The sequence below is a fragment of the Nonomuraea sp. LP-02 genome, from assembly GCF_036289125.1.
Taxonomy (GTDB): domain Bacteria; phylum Actinomycetota; class Actinomycetes; order Streptosporangiales; family Streptosporangiaceae; genus Nonomuraea; species Nonomuraea bangladeshensis.
In genome coordinates this window covers 5,651,460-5,667,317 of sequence record NZ_JAXCLK010000001.1, presented here as the reverse complement: position 1 = coordinate 5,667,317, position 15,858 = coordinate 5,651,460, and the positions used below count along the sequence as shown (strand labels likewise).

At 71.3% G+C, this 15,858-nt stretch carries 19 protein-coding genes; 10 read left to right on the top strand and 9 right to left on the bottom strand.

From position 1 onward, the window contains the following. Nucleotides 1–41: 41 nt before the first annotated feature. From SMD20_RS26405 to SMD20_RS26395, 3 genes are read left to right on the top strand one after another with little or no spacing between them, the layout of a single operon-like run. Entirely contained in the window at nucleotides 42–1,271 is a 1,230-nt protein-coding gene (locus SMD20_RS26405; RefSeq protein ID WP_329585893.1) for a MurT ligase domain-containing protein, read from the top strand. Then, entirely contained in the window at nucleotides 1,261–1,974 is a 714-nt protein-coding gene (locus tag SMD20_RS26400) for a type 1 glutamine amidotransferase (protein ID WP_329585890.1), read from the top strand. Before SMD20_RS26405 ends, SMD20_RS26400 begins: the two co-directional genes overlap by 11 nt. 53 nt (nucleotides 1,975–2,027) lie before the next feature. Then, entirely contained in the window at nucleotides 2,028–2,978 is a 951-nt protein-coding gene (locus SMD20_RS26395) for a YihY/virulence factor BrkB family protein (protein ID WP_329585887.1), read from the top strand. Between the two features lie 4 nt (nucleotides 2,979–2,982). On the opposite strand, the gene SMD20_RS26390 is transcribed toward SMD20_RS26395, so the two are convergent. Further along, nucleotides 2,983–3,345 (bottom strand): DsrE family protein, encoded by a 363-nt coding sequence (locus SMD20_RS26390; protein WP_329585884.1) that lies wholly within the window; start codon nucleotides 3,343–3,345, stop codon nucleotides 2,983–2,985. 38 nt (nucleotides 3,346–3,383) lie between these two features. Between SMD20_RS26390 and SMD20_RS26385 the strand changes: the two genes are divergently transcribed. Together SMD20_RS26385 and SMD20_RS26380 are read left to right on the top strand one after the other, a co-directional pair. Further along, entirely contained in the window at nucleotides 3,384–3,872 is a 489-nt protein-coding gene (locus SMD20_RS26385; RefSeq protein ID WP_329585881.1) for an FABP family protein, read from the top strand. Then, complete coding sequence (locus SMD20_RS26380; RefSeq protein ID WP_329585880.1) at nucleotides 3,869–4,165, top strand: DUF2470 domain-containing protein; 297 nt, start codon at nucleotides 3,869–3,871, stop codon at nucleotides 4,163–4,165. The genes SMD20_RS26385 and SMD20_RS26380 overlap by 4 nt, the downstream gene beginning before the upstream one ends. 21 nt (nucleotides 4,166–4,186) lie before the next feature. Here SMD20_RS26380 and SMD20_RS26375 read toward each other — a convergent pair whose 3' ends face one another. Continuing rightward, nucleotides 4,187–4,870 carry a DUF899 domain-containing protein gene (locus tag SMD20_RS26375; RefSeq protein WP_329585877.1) on the bottom strand — a complete coding sequence of 228 codons (684 nt, stop codon included), beginning with the start codon at nucleotides 4,868–4,870 and terminating at the stop codon, nucleotides 4,187–4,189. Nucleotides 4,871–5,241: 371 nt separating this feature from the next. On the opposite strand from SMD20_RS26375, the gene SMD20_RS26370 reads away from it, so the two are divergent. Then, on the top strand, nucleotides 5,242–5,655 hold the full coding sequence (locus SMD20_RS26370) for a Fur family transcriptional regulator (protein WP_329585874.1): 414 nt from the start codon (nucleotides 5,242–5,244) through the stop codon (nucleotides 5,653–5,655). 10 nt (nucleotides 5,656–5,665) lie between these two features. Next, on the top strand, nucleotides 5,666–6,604 hold the full coding sequence (ygfZ, locus tag SMD20_RS26365; protein ID WP_329585872.1) for a CAF17-like 4Fe-4S cluster assembly/insertion protein YgfZ: 939 nt from the start codon (nucleotides 5,666–5,668) through the stop codon (nucleotides 6,602–6,604). Nucleotides 6,605–6,613: 9 nt separating this feature from the next. Here ygfZ and dtd read toward each other — a convergent pair whose 3' ends face one another. Then, complete coding sequence (dtd, locus tag SMD20_RS26360; protein ID WP_329585869.1) at nucleotides 6,614–7,039, bottom strand: D-aminoacyl-tRNA deacylase; 426 nt, start codon at nucleotides 7,037–7,039, stop codon at nucleotides 6,614–6,616. A gap of 60 nt (nucleotides 7,040–7,099) precedes the next feature. Between dtd and SMD20_RS26355 the strand changes: the two genes are divergently transcribed. Next, complete coding sequence (locus tag SMD20_RS26355; RefSeq protein WP_329585866.1) at nucleotides 7,100–8,008, top strand: asparaginase; 909 nt, start codon at nucleotides 7,100–7,102, stop codon at nucleotides 8,006–8,008. A gap of 4 nt (nucleotides 8,009–8,012) precedes the next feature. On the opposite strand, the gene SMD20_RS26350 is transcribed toward SMD20_RS26355, so the two are convergent. Continuing rightward, nucleotides 8,013–9,623, bottom strand: coding sequence for a DUF2207 domain-containing protein (locus SMD20_RS26350; RefSeq protein ID WP_329585863.1), 1,611 nt, complete (start codon nucleotides 9,621–9,623; stop codon nucleotides 8,013–8,015). Nucleotides 9,624–9,650: 27 nt separating this feature from the next. Next, nucleotides 9,651–10,739: an FAD-dependent monooxygenase gene (locus tag SMD20_RS26345; RefSeq protein ID WP_329585860.1), complete on the bottom strand. Its 1,089-nt coding sequence runs from the start codon at nucleotides 10,737–10,739 to the stop codon at nucleotides 9,651–9,653. Nucleotides 10,740–10,845: 106 nt separating this feature from the next. Here SMD20_RS26345 and SMD20_RS26340 point away from each other — a divergent pair, with 106 nt between their 5' ends. After that, nucleotides 10,846–11,790, top strand: a complete 945-nt coding sequence (locus SMD20_RS26340; protein ID WP_329585857.1) for a TetR/AcrR family transcriptional regulator C-terminal domain-containing protein — start codon at nucleotides 10,846–10,848, stop codon at nucleotides 11,788–11,790. A 6-nt stretch (nucleotides 11,791–11,796) separates the two neighbouring features. Here the strand turns inward: SMD20_RS26340 and SMD20_RS26335 are convergent, their stop codons facing one another. Continuing rightward, complete coding sequence (locus SMD20_RS26335; RefSeq protein WP_329585854.1) at nucleotides 11,797–12,876, bottom strand: ABC transporter substrate-binding protein; 1,080 nt, start codon at nucleotides 12,874–12,876, stop codon at nucleotides 11,797–11,799. Then, on the bottom strand, nucleotides 12,873–13,409 hold the full coding sequence (locus tag SMD20_RS26330) for a SigE family RNA polymerase sigma factor (protein ID WP_329585851.1): 537 nt from the start codon (nucleotides 13,407–13,409) through the stop codon (nucleotides 12,873–12,875). The genes SMD20_RS26335 and SMD20_RS26330 overlap by 4 nt, the downstream gene beginning before the upstream one ends. A gap of 269 nt (nucleotides 13,410–13,678) precedes the next feature. Between SMD20_RS26330 and SMD20_RS26325 the strand changes: the two genes are divergently transcribed. Next, nucleotides 13,679–13,885 carry a cold-shock protein gene (locus SMD20_RS26325; RefSeq protein WP_020544678.1) on the top strand — a complete coding sequence of 69 codons (207 nt, stop codon included), beginning with the start codon at nucleotides 13,679–13,681 and terminating at the stop codon, nucleotides 13,883–13,885. Nucleotides 13,886–13,948: 63 nt separating this feature from the next. Here SMD20_RS26325 and SMD20_RS26320 read toward each other — a convergent pair whose 3' ends face one another. After that, on the bottom strand, nucleotides 13,949–14,209 hold the full coding sequence (locus SMD20_RS26320; RefSeq protein WP_329592676.1) for a helix-turn-helix domain-containing protein: 261 nt from the start codon (nucleotides 14,207–14,209) through the stop codon (nucleotides 13,949–13,951). Between the two features lie 628 nt (nucleotides 14,210–14,837). Further along, nucleotides 14,838–15,809: a GlxA family transcriptional regulator gene (locus SMD20_RS26315; protein ID WP_329585846.1), complete on the bottom strand. Its 972-nt coding sequence runs from the start codon at nucleotides 15,807–15,809 to the stop codon at nucleotides 14,838–14,840. Nucleotides 15,810–15,858: the final 49 nt, after the last annotated feature.

The window sequence follows — 15,858 nt, the reverse complement described above, 5'->3', positions numbered from 1 at the left end:
GTAACGAGAGTAGGGCCCAATCCCGACTAGGATTCATGCACATGACCCAGCTTCCTCTGCGGGCCCAGCTCGCCAGCGCCCTGGGCCGCAGTGCCGCCACGCTGTCCAGGATGACCGGGCGCGGCGACGGCTCTGTGATCGGGGGCCGGGTCGGCCTGATGCTGGAGCCCGATCTCCTGCGCAAGCTGGCCCGCGACCGAAAGCTGGCCCTGGTCAGCGCCACGAACGGCAAGACCACCACCACGCGCCTGATCGTCTCCGCCCTGCTCGACCTCGGCGAGGTCGCGACCAACGCCTTCGGCGCCAACATGCCGGCCGGTCACGTCTCCGCGCTGTCGCAGTACAAACACGCCCCCTACGGCGTGCTCGAGGTGGACGAGAAATACCTGCCGGAGGTGCTCGACACCACCGGCGCGAGCGTGGTCTGCCTGATGAACCTCAGCCGCGACCAGATGGACCGCGCGGCCGAGATCTGGCTGCTGGCGCAGAAGTGGCGGCGCGCGCTGGCGGGCAAGCCCACACACGTCATCGCCAACTGCGACGACCCGCTGGTCACCTGGGGCGCCTCGACGGCCGCCTCGGTCACCTGGGTCGCCGGCGGCCAGCGCTGGAAGGAGGACTCCTGGTGCTGCCCCGAGTGCGGCGGCCCGCTCGACCGCAAGGACTCCTTCTGGGCCTGCCGTGAGTGCACCTTCCACCGTCCCGAGCCGCACTGGGTGCTCGACGACGAGATGGCGATCGACCCGCGCGGGCAGCGCTGGATGCTCGACATCCAGCTTCCCGGCTCGGCCAACCGCTCCAACGCGGTGATGGCGCTCGCGGTGGCGGAGACGTTCGGGGTGCCCGTGGACCGGGCGCTGCCGCGGCTGCGCGAGGTCACCTCGGTGGCCGGCCGCTACACGATGGTCGAGCGCGACGGCCGGCACGCGCGGCTGCTGCTGGCGAAGAACCCGGCGGGCTGGCTGGAGGCGTTCGACGTCGCCGACGCGCAACTGCCGATCATCCTGTCGGTCAACGCCCAGGGCCCCGACGGGCGCGACACGTCGTGGCTGTGGGACGTCGACTACCGCATCCTGCGCGGCCGGCCGGTGTTCGTGACCGGCGAGCGCCGGCTCGACCTCGCGCTCCGGCTCGACGTGGCGGACGTGCCGTTCACGCTGTGCAGCTCGTTCAACGAGGCGCTGGCCATGCAGCCGCCCGGCCGGGTCGACGTCATCGCCAACTACACCGCCTTCCAGCAGATCCGATCGGAGTTCGGTCGTGCCGTCTGACAGCGTCCTGCGCATCGTCTGGATCTATCCCGACCTGCTGAGCACCTACGGCGACCAGGGCAACGTCCTGGTGCTGGAGCAGCGCGCGCGGCGGCGGGGGATCGACACCGAGACGGTCCACGTGCGCTCGTCCGACCCCGTGCCGGAGAGCGGCGACGTCTACCTCATCGGCGGCGGCGAGGACCGCCCGCAGATCCTGGCCGCCCAGCGCCTGCGCAAGGACGGCGGCCTGCATCGCGCCATCGCCGGCGGGGCTTCGATGCTGGCGGTGTGCGCCGGCTACCAGATCATGGGCAGCACGTTCGGCGGCGAGGAGGGGCAGCCGGTCGACGGCATCGGCCTGCTCGACATCGCCAGCACGCGCGGCCCGGCCCGCGCCGTGGGCGAGCTGGTGGCCGAGGTGGACGCGGCGCTCGGCCTGCCCACGCTGACCGGGTTCGAGAACCACATGGGCGTCACGCGCCTGGGCCCCGGCGTCCGGCCGCTGTCGCGCACGGTCAAGGGCATCGGCAACGGCGACGGCTACGAAGGCTGCTACGCGGGCCACGTGGTCGGCACCTACCTGCACGGCCCGGCGCTGGCCCGCAACCCGGCGCTCGCCGACCTGCTGCTGGCCTGGCGGGTGGGGCAACTCGCCCCGCTCGACGACTCCCGCTACGAGGCGCTGCGCCAGGAACGCCTGGCCACGGTCCTGGCCGACTGATTCCCTGATCAATCCGGGCGAACCAGGGTAGTCGGTTCGTCGTGGGTTCAACGGTGACGGTCCCCCAGACCCGGACGATGAGCGGCGAGGAGCTGTCCGCCGACGACGCCTGGGCGACCATGCGCAACTACGGCAGCTGGCAGCTCGTACGCGACTCGCTGGTGAGGTTCCGCTACGGCGACGGCATGAGCCACGCCCGCGCGCTGGCCTTCCAGCTCTGCCTGGCCATCATCCCCGGCACGATCGCGCTGGTCGGGCTGAGCGAGGTGACCGACCACGGCCAGCTCGGCCGGGTGCTGGGGCTCACGCTGCGCGGCCTGGCGCCCGGCGGCGGGGCCGAAGCGGTCAAGGAGGCGCTGGAGGGCGGCAACCACTTCTCCGGCACGCTCGCCCTCCTGCTGGGCCTCGGCACCACGCTGGTGGCGCTGGCGACCGCGATGGCGCAGTTCGAGCGCGGCGCCAACCGCATCTACGGCGTCGAACGCGACCGGCCCTTCCCCCGCAAGTACGCGCGGGCGGCCGCGCTGGCGCTGACCGCCGGCGTCCTCATGATCACCGGGTTCACGGTCCTGGTGGGCGGCGGCGCGCTCGGCCACGCGCTCACCGAGGTCTACGGCTGGGGAGACGGGGTGCGGCAGGCGTTCTCGCTCGTCCGCTGGCCGCTCGGCTTCCTGCTGGCGATGGTGAGCACGGTCACGCTGTTCCGGGCCTCGCCCCGGCGGCGGCAGCCGGGCCACACCTGGCTGGCCGTGGGCGCGCTGGTGGCGCTCGCCCTGTGGACGGTCTTCACGCTGGCGCTCGCGCTCTACACCGACAACAACAGCTCGTTCGGCGAGACGTACGGGCCGCTCACCGCCGTCATGGCGCTGCTGCTGTGGTCCTTCCTCAGCTCGATCGCGCTCTTCCTGGGGATGGCGTTCGCCGCGCAACTGGAGGCGTGCCGGGCCGGCTGCGCCGCGCCCGCCCACCCCGATCCGCTGCCCGCCGGCACGGGCGCTCAGTAGACGCTCAGTAGACGAGGGCCTGCACGCCCTCCGCGGTCGCCTCTTCGACGAACGTCGGCGCCCCGGCGATGCGCACGCCGTCGATGACGTCGTCCACCGTGATCCCGCGGCGGGCGGCGCACTGCGTGCACAACGTCACCCGGCCCGCGGCGAGCACGGCTTCGAGCAGGTCGGTGAGCGGCGCGGCGTGCGGGAGGCTGAACTCCGCGGCCCGCCCCGGCAGCGCGAACCACGACGACTCCCCGGTCAGCCACAGGGAGACGGGGACACCGCTCGCCAGCGCGGCGGCCGCGACGTTGAACGCCTGGTTGCAGCGCTCGGGGGCGTCGGCCCCGGCGGTAACCTTGATCACCAGAGATCGTGCCATGCCCGCCACCCTAGCCCCGGCCACTAGGCTTGGGGACCATGGAAGAACCTGAGGTGCACCCCGCCCTGGAGCCGATCGCGTTCCTGCTCGGCCGGTGGGAGGGCGCGGGCGTCGGCGGCTACCCGACGATCGAGAGCTTCAACTTCGGGCAGGAGATCGAGTTCGGCCACAACGGCAAGCCGTTCCTGACCTACGTCAGCCGCACCTGGCTGCTCGACGAGGACGGCAACCGGGTCCGGCCGCTGGCCACCGAGTCCGGCTACTGGCGGGCCCTGCCCGACCGGCAGCTAGAGGTGGTGCTCGCGCACCCGACCGGCATCGTCGAGATCTACATCGGCGAGGTCGTCTTCCACAAGATCGAGCTGCGCACCGACGTGGTCGCCCGCACCGCCAGCGCCAAGGAATACACCGCCGGCTACCGCCTCTACGGGCTGGTCAACGGCAACCTCATGTGGGCCTACGAGATGGCCGCGATGGGGCAGCCGCTGTCGGACCACATGTCGGCCGAGCTGAAGAAGGTCGCGTGAGCACGCCGTTCACCCCCGACGCGGTCGAGGCGATCAAGCGCCACATGAACGACGACCACGCCGGCGACTCGCTGCTCATCGTCCGGGCGCTCGCCGGCCGGCCGTCCGCCGCCACGGCGGTGACCAGCGACGTGGACGCCGAGGCGATCGAGTTCACGATCGACGGGGGCGAGCGCGTACGCGTGCCGTGGGGCGAGACGCTCACCGAGCGGGCGCAGGTGCGCAAGGCCGTCGTGACCCTCTACCGCCGCGCCTGCGCCGACCTCGGCGTCACGCCGCGCGGCGAGCACTGACCGGCCCCGAGACCTGCTCGGCTAGCCGGGGCCGTAGCGCGCGGCGAGGTCCTGCGAGGAGGCCCAGCCGCTGTAGGTCGGTGACTGCGGCCAGCCTTCAGGGGAATCCTGCCACTCCTCCTGCCGCCCGTACGGCAGCAGGTCGATCAGCGCGAAGGTGTGGGTGAGCTGCTCGGTGCCGCGTCCGTCGGTGTGCCAGGTGCGGTAGACGGTGTCGCCGTCGCGCAGGAACACGTTGACGGCGAAGCCGCCGCCGGGCGGGGCGCCGACATCGGCGCCGAACGGGCTGTTCGCGGTGGAGTACCACGTCATGGCGTTGCCGACGCGCCGCTTGTAGGCGAGCGCCTCGTCGATCGGGCCCTGGGTGACGACGACGAACCTGGCGTCGTAGTCGCGGAGGAACTCCAGGCGGGTGAACTGCGAGGTGAAGCCGGTGCAGCCCGGGCACTGCCACTCCTTGCCCGGGAACCACATGTGGTGGTAGACGATCAGCTGCCGCGCGCCGTCGAAGACGTCCGCCAGCCGGACGGGGCCGTGCTCGCCGTCGAGGACGTAGTCGGGCAGCCGCACCATGGGCAGGCGGCGGCGCTGGGCGGCGATGGCGTCGAGCTCACGGGTGGCGGCCTTCTCGCGGGCGCGCAGCGCGTCGAGCTCACGCCGCCAGGTGGCGGCGTCGACGACGGGCGGCAGGGGGTTGGCGCTCATGGTCCCTCTCTCCATGGATGTGCGGGTGCACCTCTATGGACCGGAACCGGGCGCGGAACTCATCGGAACGCCGGGAAATGAAGAAGGGCCCCGGACAACACTCCGCCCGCTCGTGCGGGCGGGCCGGATGGACCACGGACGGGATGCGTTCGCTTCCCGTCCTCCGGCTGTCAGGGGCCCCGGTGGTTGCCTCGAATTCGCGTCACGTCACGAGACCGAGACAGGCGTCCGCGACGTCAGCGGACAACCACCTCGCTAGCCCGACTATGACTCACCATTATTCGGACCACCTCCTTTCCGCGTACTCATGAAGTTATGTGCTCGTTCGCGCGGGAGGCAAATGAATATCACCGGGCCGTAGACTCGGGAGCATGACCGAGACGCAGTGGCACGAGGAACTCCGCGCGAAGGGCTACCGGGTCACGCCGCAGCGCCAGCTCGTCCTCGAAGCGGTCAAGGATCTGGAGCACGCCACACCTGAGGAGATCTGCGCCAAGGTGCGTGAGACGGCGCGCGGGGTCAACATCTCGACCGTCTACCGCACGCTGGAGCTGCTGGAGGAGCTGGGGCTGGTCACCCACACGCATCTCGGGCACGGCGCGCCGACCTACCACCTGGCGGCCGAGGCCGACCACGTGCATCTGGTGTGCCGGGGCTGTGACCAGGTGTTCGAGGTGCGGCCGGAGCTGGCCGAGGGGATGGTGAAGGCGCTGGACGACGAGATGGGGTTCGTGGCCGACGTCCACCACCTGACCGTCTTCGGACGTTGCCGCGACTGCCGATAGCCTGGAGGGCATGCGTAGCCCTCTGCTCGACCTTCCCGGCGCGGTCGCCGCTGACGCCCCGGACTCCGACGTAGCCGCCCACTACGGCGACCTGTTCGCCGAGCAGCGCGCGCTGGCCAAGGGCGAGGCGGTCGTCGATCGCAGCAACCGCGAGGTGGTCCGGATCTCCGGCGCCGACCGGCTGAAGTGGCTCAACGACCTGACCTCGCAGAAGCTCGACACGCTCAAACCGGGCGAGTGGACGCAGACGCTCGACCTCGACCTGCAGGGCCGCGTGCTGCACCACCTGACCCTGGTCGACGACGGCGAGAGCGTGCTGGCCCACGTCGAGCCGGGCACCGCGCAGAGCCTGATCGACTATCTCGACCGCATGCGGTTCATGCTGCGGGTCGAGGTGTCGCGGGCCGACGACCTCGCCGTGCTCTCCACGGCCGACGCGGACGTCCTGGTGCCACGCGCCGAGCTCCCTGAGCACCTGGGCAGGCCGCTGGCGGGGCTGTGGGCGTACGAGGCGCTGCGCATCGAGGCGCACCGGCCGCGGCTGGGCTTCGAGACCGACCACAAGACGATCCCGCACGAGGTGGGCTGGATCGGTGCGGCGGTCCACCTGACCAAGGGCTGCTACCGCGGGCAGGAGACCGTGGCGCGGGTTCACAACCTCGGGCATCCGCCGCGCCGCCTGGTGTTCCTGCACCTCGACGGCAGCGTCGACACGCTGCCCGTGCACGGCGACCCGGTGATCTTCGAGAGCCAGGAGGTCGGCGTGGTCGGCTCGGCGGCCCGCCACCACGAGCTGGGCCCGATCGCGCTGGCCGTGGTCAAGCGCACGGTGCCGGTCGACGCGCCGCTGCTGGCGGGCGGCGTCGCGGCCAGCCAGGAGGTCGTGGTGCCGCCGGACGCGGGGCGCAACGTCTCCATCGACCCGTCGCTGCGCCGTCGCATCAGGTGATCCGGGAGCTCAGAACTCCAGGACGAGGGTGATCGGGCCGTCGTTGACGAGCGAGACCTTCATGTCCGCGCCGAACACGCCCGTCTCCACGCGGGCGCCGAGCGCACGCAGCTCCTCGACGACGGCGTCCACCAGGGGCTCGGCGACGGGCCCCGGGGCGGCGGCCTGCCAGGTGGGCCGCCGGCCCTTGCGCGCGTCGCCGTAGAGGGTGAACTGGCTGATCACCAGGAGCGGGGCGGCGACGTCGGAGCACGACTTCTCGCCGTGCAGGATCCGCAGGCCCCACAGCTTGGCGGCGAGCTTGGCCGCCTCGGCCCTCGTGTCGGCGTGCGTGACCCCGACCAGGACGAGCAGGCCGGGCTCGGCGATCTCGCCGACCGTGCGGCCCTCGACCTCCACGGACGCTGAACTCACTCGCTGCACCACTGCTCGCATGACATCTCATTCTGGACCAGGAAAGACCCTTCGTAGACTCGTCCCGAAAGGGGTACGGATATGTCGTTGATCGTGGAAGTGGTGCGATCCGGGTTCGTGGAGTCCACGCATCAGGCTCGCATGCTGACCGTGGACGCCGAAGGCCGCCTGGTCGAGACGCGCGGCGCGGTGCACGTGCCCGCCTCGCCGCGGTCGTCGATGAAGCCGCTCCAGGCGCTCGGCATGCTGCGCAGCGGACTGGCGCTGGAGGGCGAGCTGCTGGCGCTGGCCTGCGCCTCGCACTCGGGCGAGCCGTTCCACGTGGAGGGGGTACGCAAGATCCTCGCGGGCGCCGGGCTGGAGGAGTCGGCGCTGCAGTGCCCCGAGGACCACCCGTTCGACCGGCGCTCGACCGAGTACGGGCGGATCTACATGAACTGCTCCGGCAAGCACGCCGCCATGCTGGCCACCTGTGTGGTCAACGACTGGCCGCTGACCACCTACCTGGAGCCGACGCATCCGTTGCAGCGGGCCATCAGGCAGACCGTCGAGGAGTTCACCGGCGAGCGGGTGGCGGCCTCGGGCGTGGACGGCTGCGGGGCGCCGCTGTTCTTCGTGTCGATGCTGGGGGTGACGAAGGCGTTCCGCGCGTTCCCGAGGTCGTCGGCCGACTCGTACGAACGCAAGATCTTCGACGCGATGCGCGCCCACCCCGAGTGGACGTCCGGCACCGACCGGCCCGAGGCGAAGCTCATGCGCGCGCTGCCGGGCCTGATGCTGAAGGCGGGCGCCGAGGGGTTCGACGCGTTCGCGTTCGAGGACGGCAGGGCGGGCACCGTCAAGATCGAGGACGGCTCGGCGCGCGCCCGCGGGCCGGTCACGGTGGCGGCGCTGCGCTCGCTCGGCCTCGACGCCCCGGAGCTGGCCGAGCTGGCCGCCCCGGCGGTGCTCGGCGGGGGACGGCCGGTCGGCGAGCTACGGATCCGCTAGCCGCTCACAGGCTGCGGAACTGGCGGGTGGCGGAGATGGCGCCCGAGGTCGTCGTGCAGAACGTACGCATCGAGCCGGCGAACTTCGACAGGTCCCACTCCGCGGGCCCGTGATACCAGTAGAGGTTGTCGGCCTGGTGGCCGTTGCCGGTGACGGAGGCCACCACCCGCGACCAGTGCTCCACGCCGTCGAAGATCACCGCGTACGGCAGGTAGCGGGAGAACAGCTCCACCCGGTGCTGCTCGGGCACGTGGCCCAGCTCCCCGGAGAACAGGTACTCGCGGAAGCCCAGGGTGTGCGCCAGCGCCGCCGAGCCCTTGGCGGTCTTGGCCGGCATGTACTGTCCGCCGATGGCGAGCGCGCCGCCCGCGATGATGACGGCGAGGCCGAGGAGCCCGTACGTGGTGAACCAGGCGAGCCCCGCCGTGGCGAGCACGCCGGCCACGATGAAGACGACGCCGACCGTCGTCCACCGGGTGCGCTCGGTGTCGGGCCGGCGGGCGAACCAGCCCTGCTTGACCACGTCGGCGTAGAGCGCGTCGCGGACCTTGCCCAAGTGCGTGGCAAACGTCCCGGACAGTTGCGACAGCAGCACCGCGTCCCGGCCGTCGAAGATGGCGTCGTGGAGCGCCTTCTCGTAGGGCAGCAGGGCGTCGACCGGCGCGGTGGGCAGCCGTACGAGCAGCCAGTCGGGCGCGTCGTAGGTCTGGCGGGGCTGCTCGTCGATGCGCAGGTAGCCGCGGACGGCGAAGTCCACGATGGTGGCGGTGACGTCCACGACGTCGGCCTGCTCGTCCACGAGCGTGCCGATCTGGCCGGGCCGAACCCCGTCCGGCGGGGAGAAGTGCCCGTTCTGTACGGGGTTGACCGCCCCCTGGTCGCCGCCCGCCACGCGGGCGTCGCGGCCCCGCGTCCAGTAGAGCAGGCCCACGCCGCCGAGCAGCAGCACCAGCAGACCGGCCAGGGCGCCGCCGGTGACGGTGTTCAGCGTGAACGCCGACGCCAGCGAGAAGCGCCGCTCCAGGATCGGCGTGCCCTTGCTGGAGCCCGCCGGATAGCCGATGACGACGGTCAGGGCCTCGCCGGGCGCGAGGTTCTCCTGCTCGAAGTCGGCCTGCGTGGCGGTGTGGTCCATGGAGGCGGCGGTGCAGCCGACGGCCGAGGTGAGCTCGCCGGCGAAGCAGGATAGGTTCTGCACCTGGCCGGGGCCCTGGACCTGGACGGTGGCCTTGGCGACCTGCTGGTTCCAGCCGCTCACCGCGAACCAGCGCAGCTCCTCCACGCCGCCCGAGGACATCACGGCGCCCTTGACGTCGTACTCGACGGTGCCGCTCGTCACGGTGAGGACGTCGCCGTCGAAGGTGCCGCCCTTGACGTTCGAGATCCGGTAGAGGCGGTCGTTGCCGTCGTCGTACCGGGTGCGGGTGATGAACGTCCGCTTCAGACCGCTCGACCCGCCGCTGATCTTCTCGACCACGTGCAGGGTGCCGTCCTCGCCGAGGGTCATCGTGACGTCGTCCGTGATCCCGGCCGTCGCGGCGAGGGCGGCGGGAGCGGCGGTCAGCGTCAGAGCGGTGGCCCCCAGCGTGGCCAGCGTGAGTCTGAAACCGGTCATGGCGGCAAATCGTAGCGGTTTGTCCCGTCAATCGAGCGTGATGGCGTTCGCCGCCCGCTGGATGCTCTCCGGGGCCGCGCCCTGGCCGGGGTTCTCGGTGGCGAGCGCCTGGTTGGCGGCCACGAACGGGCGCATCCGCCGCTCGTAGCGGTCGAACGCGCCGGCCGGGGCCGCGCCGAGTTCCTGCGCCAGCACGTACGCCCCCACCATCGCGAGGCTGGTGCCCTGCCCGGACAGCGGCGAGGCGCAGTAGCCGGCGTCGCCGACCAGCGTCACCCGGCCGGTCGACCAGCGGTCCATCACGACCTGCGCCATCGCGTCGAAGTAGAAGTCGTCCGCCTTCCCCATCGCGTCGAGCAGCCGGGGCACCTCCCAGCCGAGGCCGGCGCAGCGCTCCTGGATGAGCCGCTTCTGGGCGTCGAGGTCGCGGTGGTCGTAGGCGATCGGGCCGTCCTCGAAGCCGAGGTTGACCCGCATCGTGGTGGCGTCGCGGTCGCTGTAGACGACGCCGCCCACCTGGCCCTCGCGGAACCAGGTCTGCCAGTGGTCGAGGCCGAGGAAGTTGGGCGCGGTGAAGATGGAGACGTACGCGCCGAGGTGGCGGACGTAGCGCTCCTCGGGGCCGAAGGCCAGGCGGCGTACGTTGGAGTGCAGCCCGTCGGCGCCGACCACGTAGTCGTAGCGCTCGCGCCGGCCGCTGTCGAACGTGACGTCCACCCCGTCCGCGTCCTGGTCGAGGGCGGCGATCGAGTCGCCGTAGACGATGACGGGGTCGGCGGCGGCGAGGACCAGCGCGGTCAGGTCGTCGCGCATGATCTCGACGTCGGGACTGTCGAACGCGCCGCCGCTCAGCGTGCCCTCCGTGCTGCGCATGAGCTCGGTGCCGGAGCCGTCCACCATCGACATGCCGCGCATCCGGGTGCGCAGGGCCCTGGCCCGCTCCAGCACGCCCATCCGGTCGGCGACCGTGAGCGCCGCTCCCCGGACGTCGATGGCCTGCCCGCCGGTGCGCGGGGCCGGGGCCCGCTCGACGATCTCCGCCTCGATCCCGTGCCGCCCCAGCCAGTAGGCCAGGACGGGGCCGCCGACGCTCGCGCCCGAGATGAGCACCTTCATGTTCCGCTCCTTCGTTTGTACGTTGTACGCGGAACTGAATGTACGGCGTACATACAGCAGGCCACAAGGCTATGATGGGCAGATCTGTACTAGAACAGAGGATGAGATGGACACTCCGCCCTATGCCCGCATCGCCGGCGACATCAAGCGGCGCATCGCCGACGGCCGGCTGCGCCCCGGCGACCGCGTGCCCTCCACCCGCCAGCTCGCCCGCGACTGGGACGTCGCCCTGGCCACCGCGGCCAAGGCCCTCGCGCTGCTGGCCCAGGAGGGAGTGGTGATCGCCGAGCCACGGGTCGGCACGGTGGTCGCCGAGCTCGGCGGGCCCGGCCGCCCGACCGGCCGTCCCACTGGCCGCCGCGGCTCGGGGCAGGCGGCCCGCGAGCCGGGCGGCGTCCGCGAGCGCGTCGTGCGGGCGGCCGTCGAGCTCGCCGACGCCGAGGGGCTCGACGAGCTGACCATGCGCGCGCTCGCCGACCGGCTGGGGATGGCCACCATGTCCCTCTACCGCCACGTCAGCGGCAAGGACGAGCTGGTCCTGCTCATGGTCGACGCGGTGCTCGACGACCACCCGCTGCCCGAGGGGCGGCCGGCCGGCTGGCGCGAGGCGCTGGAGACGAGCGCCCGGCTGCAGTGGGCGGCCTACCGGGCGCACCCCTGGATGGCGGGGGTCACCTCGCTGTACCGCCCGCTGCCCTCCGCCGCCCTGCTGAAGCACTCGGAGTGGGTGATGAGCGCCCTGGCCGGCACCCGGCTCGACGCGACGGCCAAGATGAACGTGCACATCCTGCTCTACAGCTTCGTGCAGGGCCTGGCGGCCAACTTCGAGCAGGAGCGGCGGGCCCGCGCCGCCACCGGCCTGTCGGACGAGGAGTGGATGAGCGCGCAGGAGGAGCGCATGCGGGAGGTCAGCGAGTCGCCGGGCTACGCGGCCTTCGCCGCGTTCCTGCAGGAGCTGGGGGAGTTCGACCTCGATCTCGACCGGCTCTTCGAGTTCGGGCTGCGCCCCCTGCTCGACGGCCTGACCCGGCAGATCGACCAGCCGGAGTGAGGGCCCTCACTCGGTCTTCGCGACCGCCTCTCCGGGCTCCGGCAGGCGCTCCAGCCAGCCCTGAGCGCGGGCCAGGGCGGCGATCCGCGTCAAATGCGTCAGATCCACCTTGTCCGGATAGGAGCCGAGCGTGACGTTCGCGACCACCTTCTGGGGGATCCTGGTGTAGGTGGGCAGCGCCGCGCGGGCGTGCTCAGGGTCGGCGGTGACCAGGCGTGCCGCCTTGCCCAGCGCGCGCTGGAAGGCCGCCAGCGTGCGCGGGTTGCGCCGGATCCAGCTCTCGGTGGCGGTCATGCCCGAGGTCTGCAGGTTCGCGAGGTCGCCGCTCATCGCGTCCCCGAGGACCCGCACCTCCCCGCCCTCACGTCCGACCGTGACGAAGGGCTCGGCCAGCAGGGCGGCGTCGTGCCGTCCCTGCTTCAGCCCGCGGAGCATGTCGGGATAGGGAGTCTCGACCAGCACGACGTCCTTCGACGTCAGCCCGGCCCGCTCCAGCGCGGCGGTCAGAGCCAGCGAGGGGAGCCCGCCGAGCTGGTGGACGGCGATCCTCTTGCGCTTGAGACCGGTGACCGTCCGCACCTTCGAGGTGGCGTTCACCACGAGGGCCGACGTTCCCGGCGCGGACTGATGGGAGGCCATCACGATCTTGAGGTGCTTGCCGGACTCGGTCGCCTTGAGAAACGTCGCGTAGTCGAGCTGGATCAGATCCAGCCGGCTCGCCTCCAGCAAGGGCACCCCGTGCGCCGACCCGGACAGGAACATCGGCTGCACGTTCAGCCCTTCCTCCCGGAAATAGCCCATCCTGAGGGCCACGATCAGGACCGCCGACTCCACCGTCGGCACCACGCCGACGCTGATGCTCGACCGCTCCGGCGGGAGGGACGGAGCGACCGCGGCGGGAGGTTCCGCGAGCAACGCCCGCGCCCCGATCGTGGCGGCGAGCAGGGTGACCACGACCGTCGCGGCGGCGGCGAACGCCATCAGGTTGCGCCTCCTCCGCTGGTAGCGCTCCATCGCCCTGGCGCCCAGGTCGCGCTGCGGCATCTCGTCGGCGATGCGGCCGAGCTGGTCTCCGAGCCAGGTCATCGGCGTGCCCCCTCGTTCCAGGCCGGGTCGTCGTTCAGTACGGGCAGATGGGACGCCAGTTCGGGCGCGAGCGCGCGCAGCCGGGCCAGCGCGTGGTGCGCCTGGCTCTTGACCGTGCCCACCGAGCAGCCCATGAGGGCGGCCACCTCGCGTTCGGTCCGGTCCTCGTAGAAGCGCAGCACCAGCACGGCGCGCTGCTTGGGCGTCAGCCGCATGAGCGCCTGACGCAGCACGATCCGCAGGACGGCGGAGTCCTCGCTCGAATGGGCGCGCTCGGGCAACTCGGCGCTCAGCACCTCGCCCGAGCGGCGTCGCCGTCGCCACGAGATGTACTGGTTCACCAGCGCCTTACGGGCGTAGGCGTCCAGATTGTCGATATGACGCAGCTTGGGCCACCGTCCGAGCATGCGGACCAGCACGCTCTGCAGGAGGTCCTCCGCGAGATGGACCTCTCCGGTGAGCAGATAGCACAGGCGCAGCAACGGGCGTTGGTGGGCATCCAGGAACGCCGTGAACGCGGCATCGCGATCCAACGTCTCTCCTCATGTCGGCACTGCCCCTTGAACGCCGTGGCCGCGGAGAAAGGTTGGCATCGCTGCGCGTCCGCATCATGATTGCCCGTGTGCTAGGCTGACGGTAGTTGCAGTTGTGGTACCCATAATGAACTTGTGTGCGCCTGACGGTATGTAGCGTCGGGCGCATTTTTTGTTTTCCGGTCTTCTCCGGGTGTGGGCCTATTTCGGCGACGCGAGATCCGTACCGTGCGGGTTTCGGCTTTTGCACCGATCAAGAGGAGATCATCATGGCTTCCGGCACCGTGAAGTGGTTCAACGCGGAAAAGGGCTTCGGCTTCATCGAGCAGGACGGCGGCGGCGCCGACGTCTTCGCCCACTACTCCAACATCGTCTCCCAGGGCGGCTACCGCGAGCTGCACGAGGGCCAGAAGGTGTCCTTCGACATCACCCAGGGCCAGAAGGGCCCCCAGGCCGAGAACATCGTGGCCGCCTGACGCGACGGCGCCACACCAAGACCCGGTCAGCTCACGCTGCCGGGTCTTCTTGCGTCACGGGTGTCACTGTCCGGCCGAGCGGTCGCGCGCGTCGTTCACGCGCAGCGCCTCGGCGAGCTGATCTTCCAGGGCGATGATCCGGCAGGCTGCTTCCACGGGCGTGCCCTGATCGACGAGTTCGCGGGCGCGCGCGGCCAGCCGCAACTGCCGGCGGGAATAGCGGCGGTGGCCGCCACCGGAGCGCTTCGGCTCGATCAGTTGCGCGGCGCCCAGAGCCCGCAGGAACGCTGGGCTGACACCGAGCATCTCCGCGGCGGCGCCCATGCTGTAGGCGGGGTAGTCCTCATCGTCGAACCGGTCTTCGGCGCCGGCTCCGGTCGTGGATCCGGCGGTGTCCGCGATCCTGCCCTGCGGGAGCGTGTCACCTTGGGCAGCCGAGCGAGGTTGATCCATGCATTCCTTTCCGTCACGCGCACAGGGGGCCCCGGCGCGTGTCGCGCCGGGGCCCCGAAGAGTTCAACACCATCTACCGGCCATCCGGCCGGCTCACTGTTTTCCGCATTCGCCGTGCTGAGCGGCGGTGCTGCGGGGATCGCGGATGCGTGACCGTAGACCACCTTCCTATCTGTGGAACTGCGGTACCCGAGCGGCGAGACTCAGCCGGCAACGGGCGATCCTGATGGCGTTCAACACTCCCTTCATCTCTATCTTCCGGACCACTGTCCAACTTCAGCTGCGGCAGCGCGTCCACGATCTGGGCCCCTGACAACTGCGCTGGCCCTTCACGTCCGACCTTCTGCCGTTCATCGTGCTCCGGGCAGTTCGTCGTGGTGCCGATACTTCCGCTGCCCGGTCCAACCGTTCCTTGCGATGTGAGAAACCCTAGCCTCAGCGGCCACAAATGTCTACTCCGGCGAGTACAGATTTTCGGTGCCCGGCGCGGCAGGGATCCTCAGCCGGCGTCGCGGCGGAAGGCCGCCCGGTAGTCCTGCGGGCGTTGCCCCGTGTGCCTGGCGAACAGGGCGGCGAAGGTTCCGGGGTCCCGGTAGCCGACCGCCGCGGCGATGCCGGCCACCGTACGGTCGGTCGTCTCCAGGAGATGGCGGGCGCGGCGGACGCGCGAGGACTGGAGGTAGGCGAGCGGGCTCTGGCCGGTCTCGGCGGCGAAGCGCCGCAGCAGCGTCCGGGTGCTGACGTTGAACGTCCTCGACAGCGCGGCGAGGTCGTACCGGGCGGCGAGGTTCTGGTCGAGCCGGCGCATGACCTGGCTCGAGAACTCGTGCCCGGGTCGCGGCAGGAGCCGGGTGTCGACGTACGGGGTCTGGGACGACCGGGCGTCGTCCACGAGCGCCACCCGCGCCGTCCTACGCGCCACGCGGGCGCCGCTGTGCTCGCGGATCAACGCCAGCGCGAAGTCGTACATCGCGCTGAAGGCCGCCGTCGTCGTCACCCCTCTGTCGGTGACGACCAGGTGCTCGGGCCGGACCTCGGCCTCCGGGCAGCGCCGGGCCAGCTCGTCGGCGAGGAGCCAGGCCGTCGTGGCCCTCCGCCGGTGGAGCAGCCCGGCCTCGGCGACCAGGAAGGCGCCGGCGCAGATGGAGACCACGGCGTTGCCCGCGGCCGCGTGCGAGCGGATCACGGCGATCTCAGGGCCGAGGGGCGCCAGCTTCGCGGCCACGTCGAGGCCGGGCCCGAGCTCGAATCCCGGCACCACGAGGACGTCGACCTCGCGTACCGGGCAGACGCCCAGCGTCGTGCCGCCCGAGGCGGCGACCCGGCTCCGCGGCGACATGACCGCCACCTCGTAGTTCACGAGGTCGGGACCACCGAGGTGGGTGGCCATCGTCAGCAGATCGGGGACGCCGAACACCTCGGAGGCGAAACACCCCGGATAGGCCAGGACGCCCACACGCAGCTCGCTCACGCCCGCCCTCCTCGGCACGCCTGTGGCGAGATTACCCCTGGACCTGGCG

What these genes read in the sequence shown, in the direction of transcription:
- SMD20_RS26385 (WP_329585881.1), top strand. Translation starts at nt 3,384, where the DNA reads ATGGAAGAACCTGAGGTGCACCCCGCCCTGGAGCCGATCGCGTTCCTG.
- SMD20_RS26325 (WP_020544678.1), top strand. Translation starts at nt 13,679, where the DNA reads ATGGCTTCCGGCACCGTGAAGTGGTTCAACGCGGAAAAGGGCTTCGGC.
- dtd (WP_329585869.1), bottom strand. Translation starts at nt 7,039, where the DNA reads ATGCGAGCAGTGGTGCAGCGAGTGAGTTCAGCGTCCGTGGAGGTCGAG.
- SMD20_RS26345 (WP_329585860.1), bottom strand. Translation starts at nt 10,739, where the DNA reads ATGAAGGTGCTCATCTCGGGCGCGAGCGTCGGCGGCCCCGTCCTGGCC.
- SMD20_RS26335 (WP_329585854.1), bottom strand. Translation starts at nt 12,876, where the DNA reads ATGACCTGGCTCGGAGACCAGCTCGGCCGCATCGCCGACGAGATGCCG.
- SMD20_RS26340 (WP_329585857.1), top strand. Translation starts at nt 10,846, where the DNA reads ATGGACACTCCGCCCTATGCCCGCATCGCCGGCGACATCAAGCGGCGC.
- SMD20_RS26350 (WP_329585863.1), bottom strand. Translation starts at nt 9,623, where the DNA reads ATGACCGGTTTCAGACTCACGCTGGCCACGCTGGGGGCCACCGCTCTG.
- ygfZ (WP_329585872.1), top strand. Translation starts at nt 5,666, where the DNA reads ATGCGTAGCCCTCTGCTCGACCTTCCCGGCGCGGTCGCCGCTGACGCC.
- SMD20_RS26320 (WP_329592676.1), bottom strand. Translation starts at nt 14,209, where the DNA reads ATGGGCGCCGCCGCGGAGATGCTCGGTGTCAGCCCAGCGTTCCTGCGG.
- SMD20_RS26375 (WP_329585877.1), bottom strand. Translation starts at nt 4,870, where the DNA reads ATGAGCGCCAACCCCCTGCCGCCCGTCGTCGACGCCGCCACCTGGCGG.
- SMD20_RS26370 (WP_329585874.1), top strand. Translation starts at nt 5,242, where the DNA reads ATGACCGAGACGCAGTGGCACGAGGAACTCCGCGCGAAGGGCTACCGG.
- SMD20_RS26405 (WP_329585893.1), top strand. Translation starts at nt 42, where the DNA reads ATGACCCAGCTTCCTCTGCGGGCCCAGCTCGCCAGCGCCCTGGGCCGC.
- SMD20_RS26355 (WP_329585866.1), top strand. Translation starts at nt 7,100, where the DNA reads ATGTCGTTGATCGTGGAAGTGGTGCGATCCGGGTTCGTGGAGTCCACG.
- SMD20_RS26390 (WP_329585884.1), bottom strand. Translation starts at nt 3,345, where the DNA reads ATGGCACGATCTCTGGTGATCAAGGTTACCGCCGGGGCCGACGCCCCC.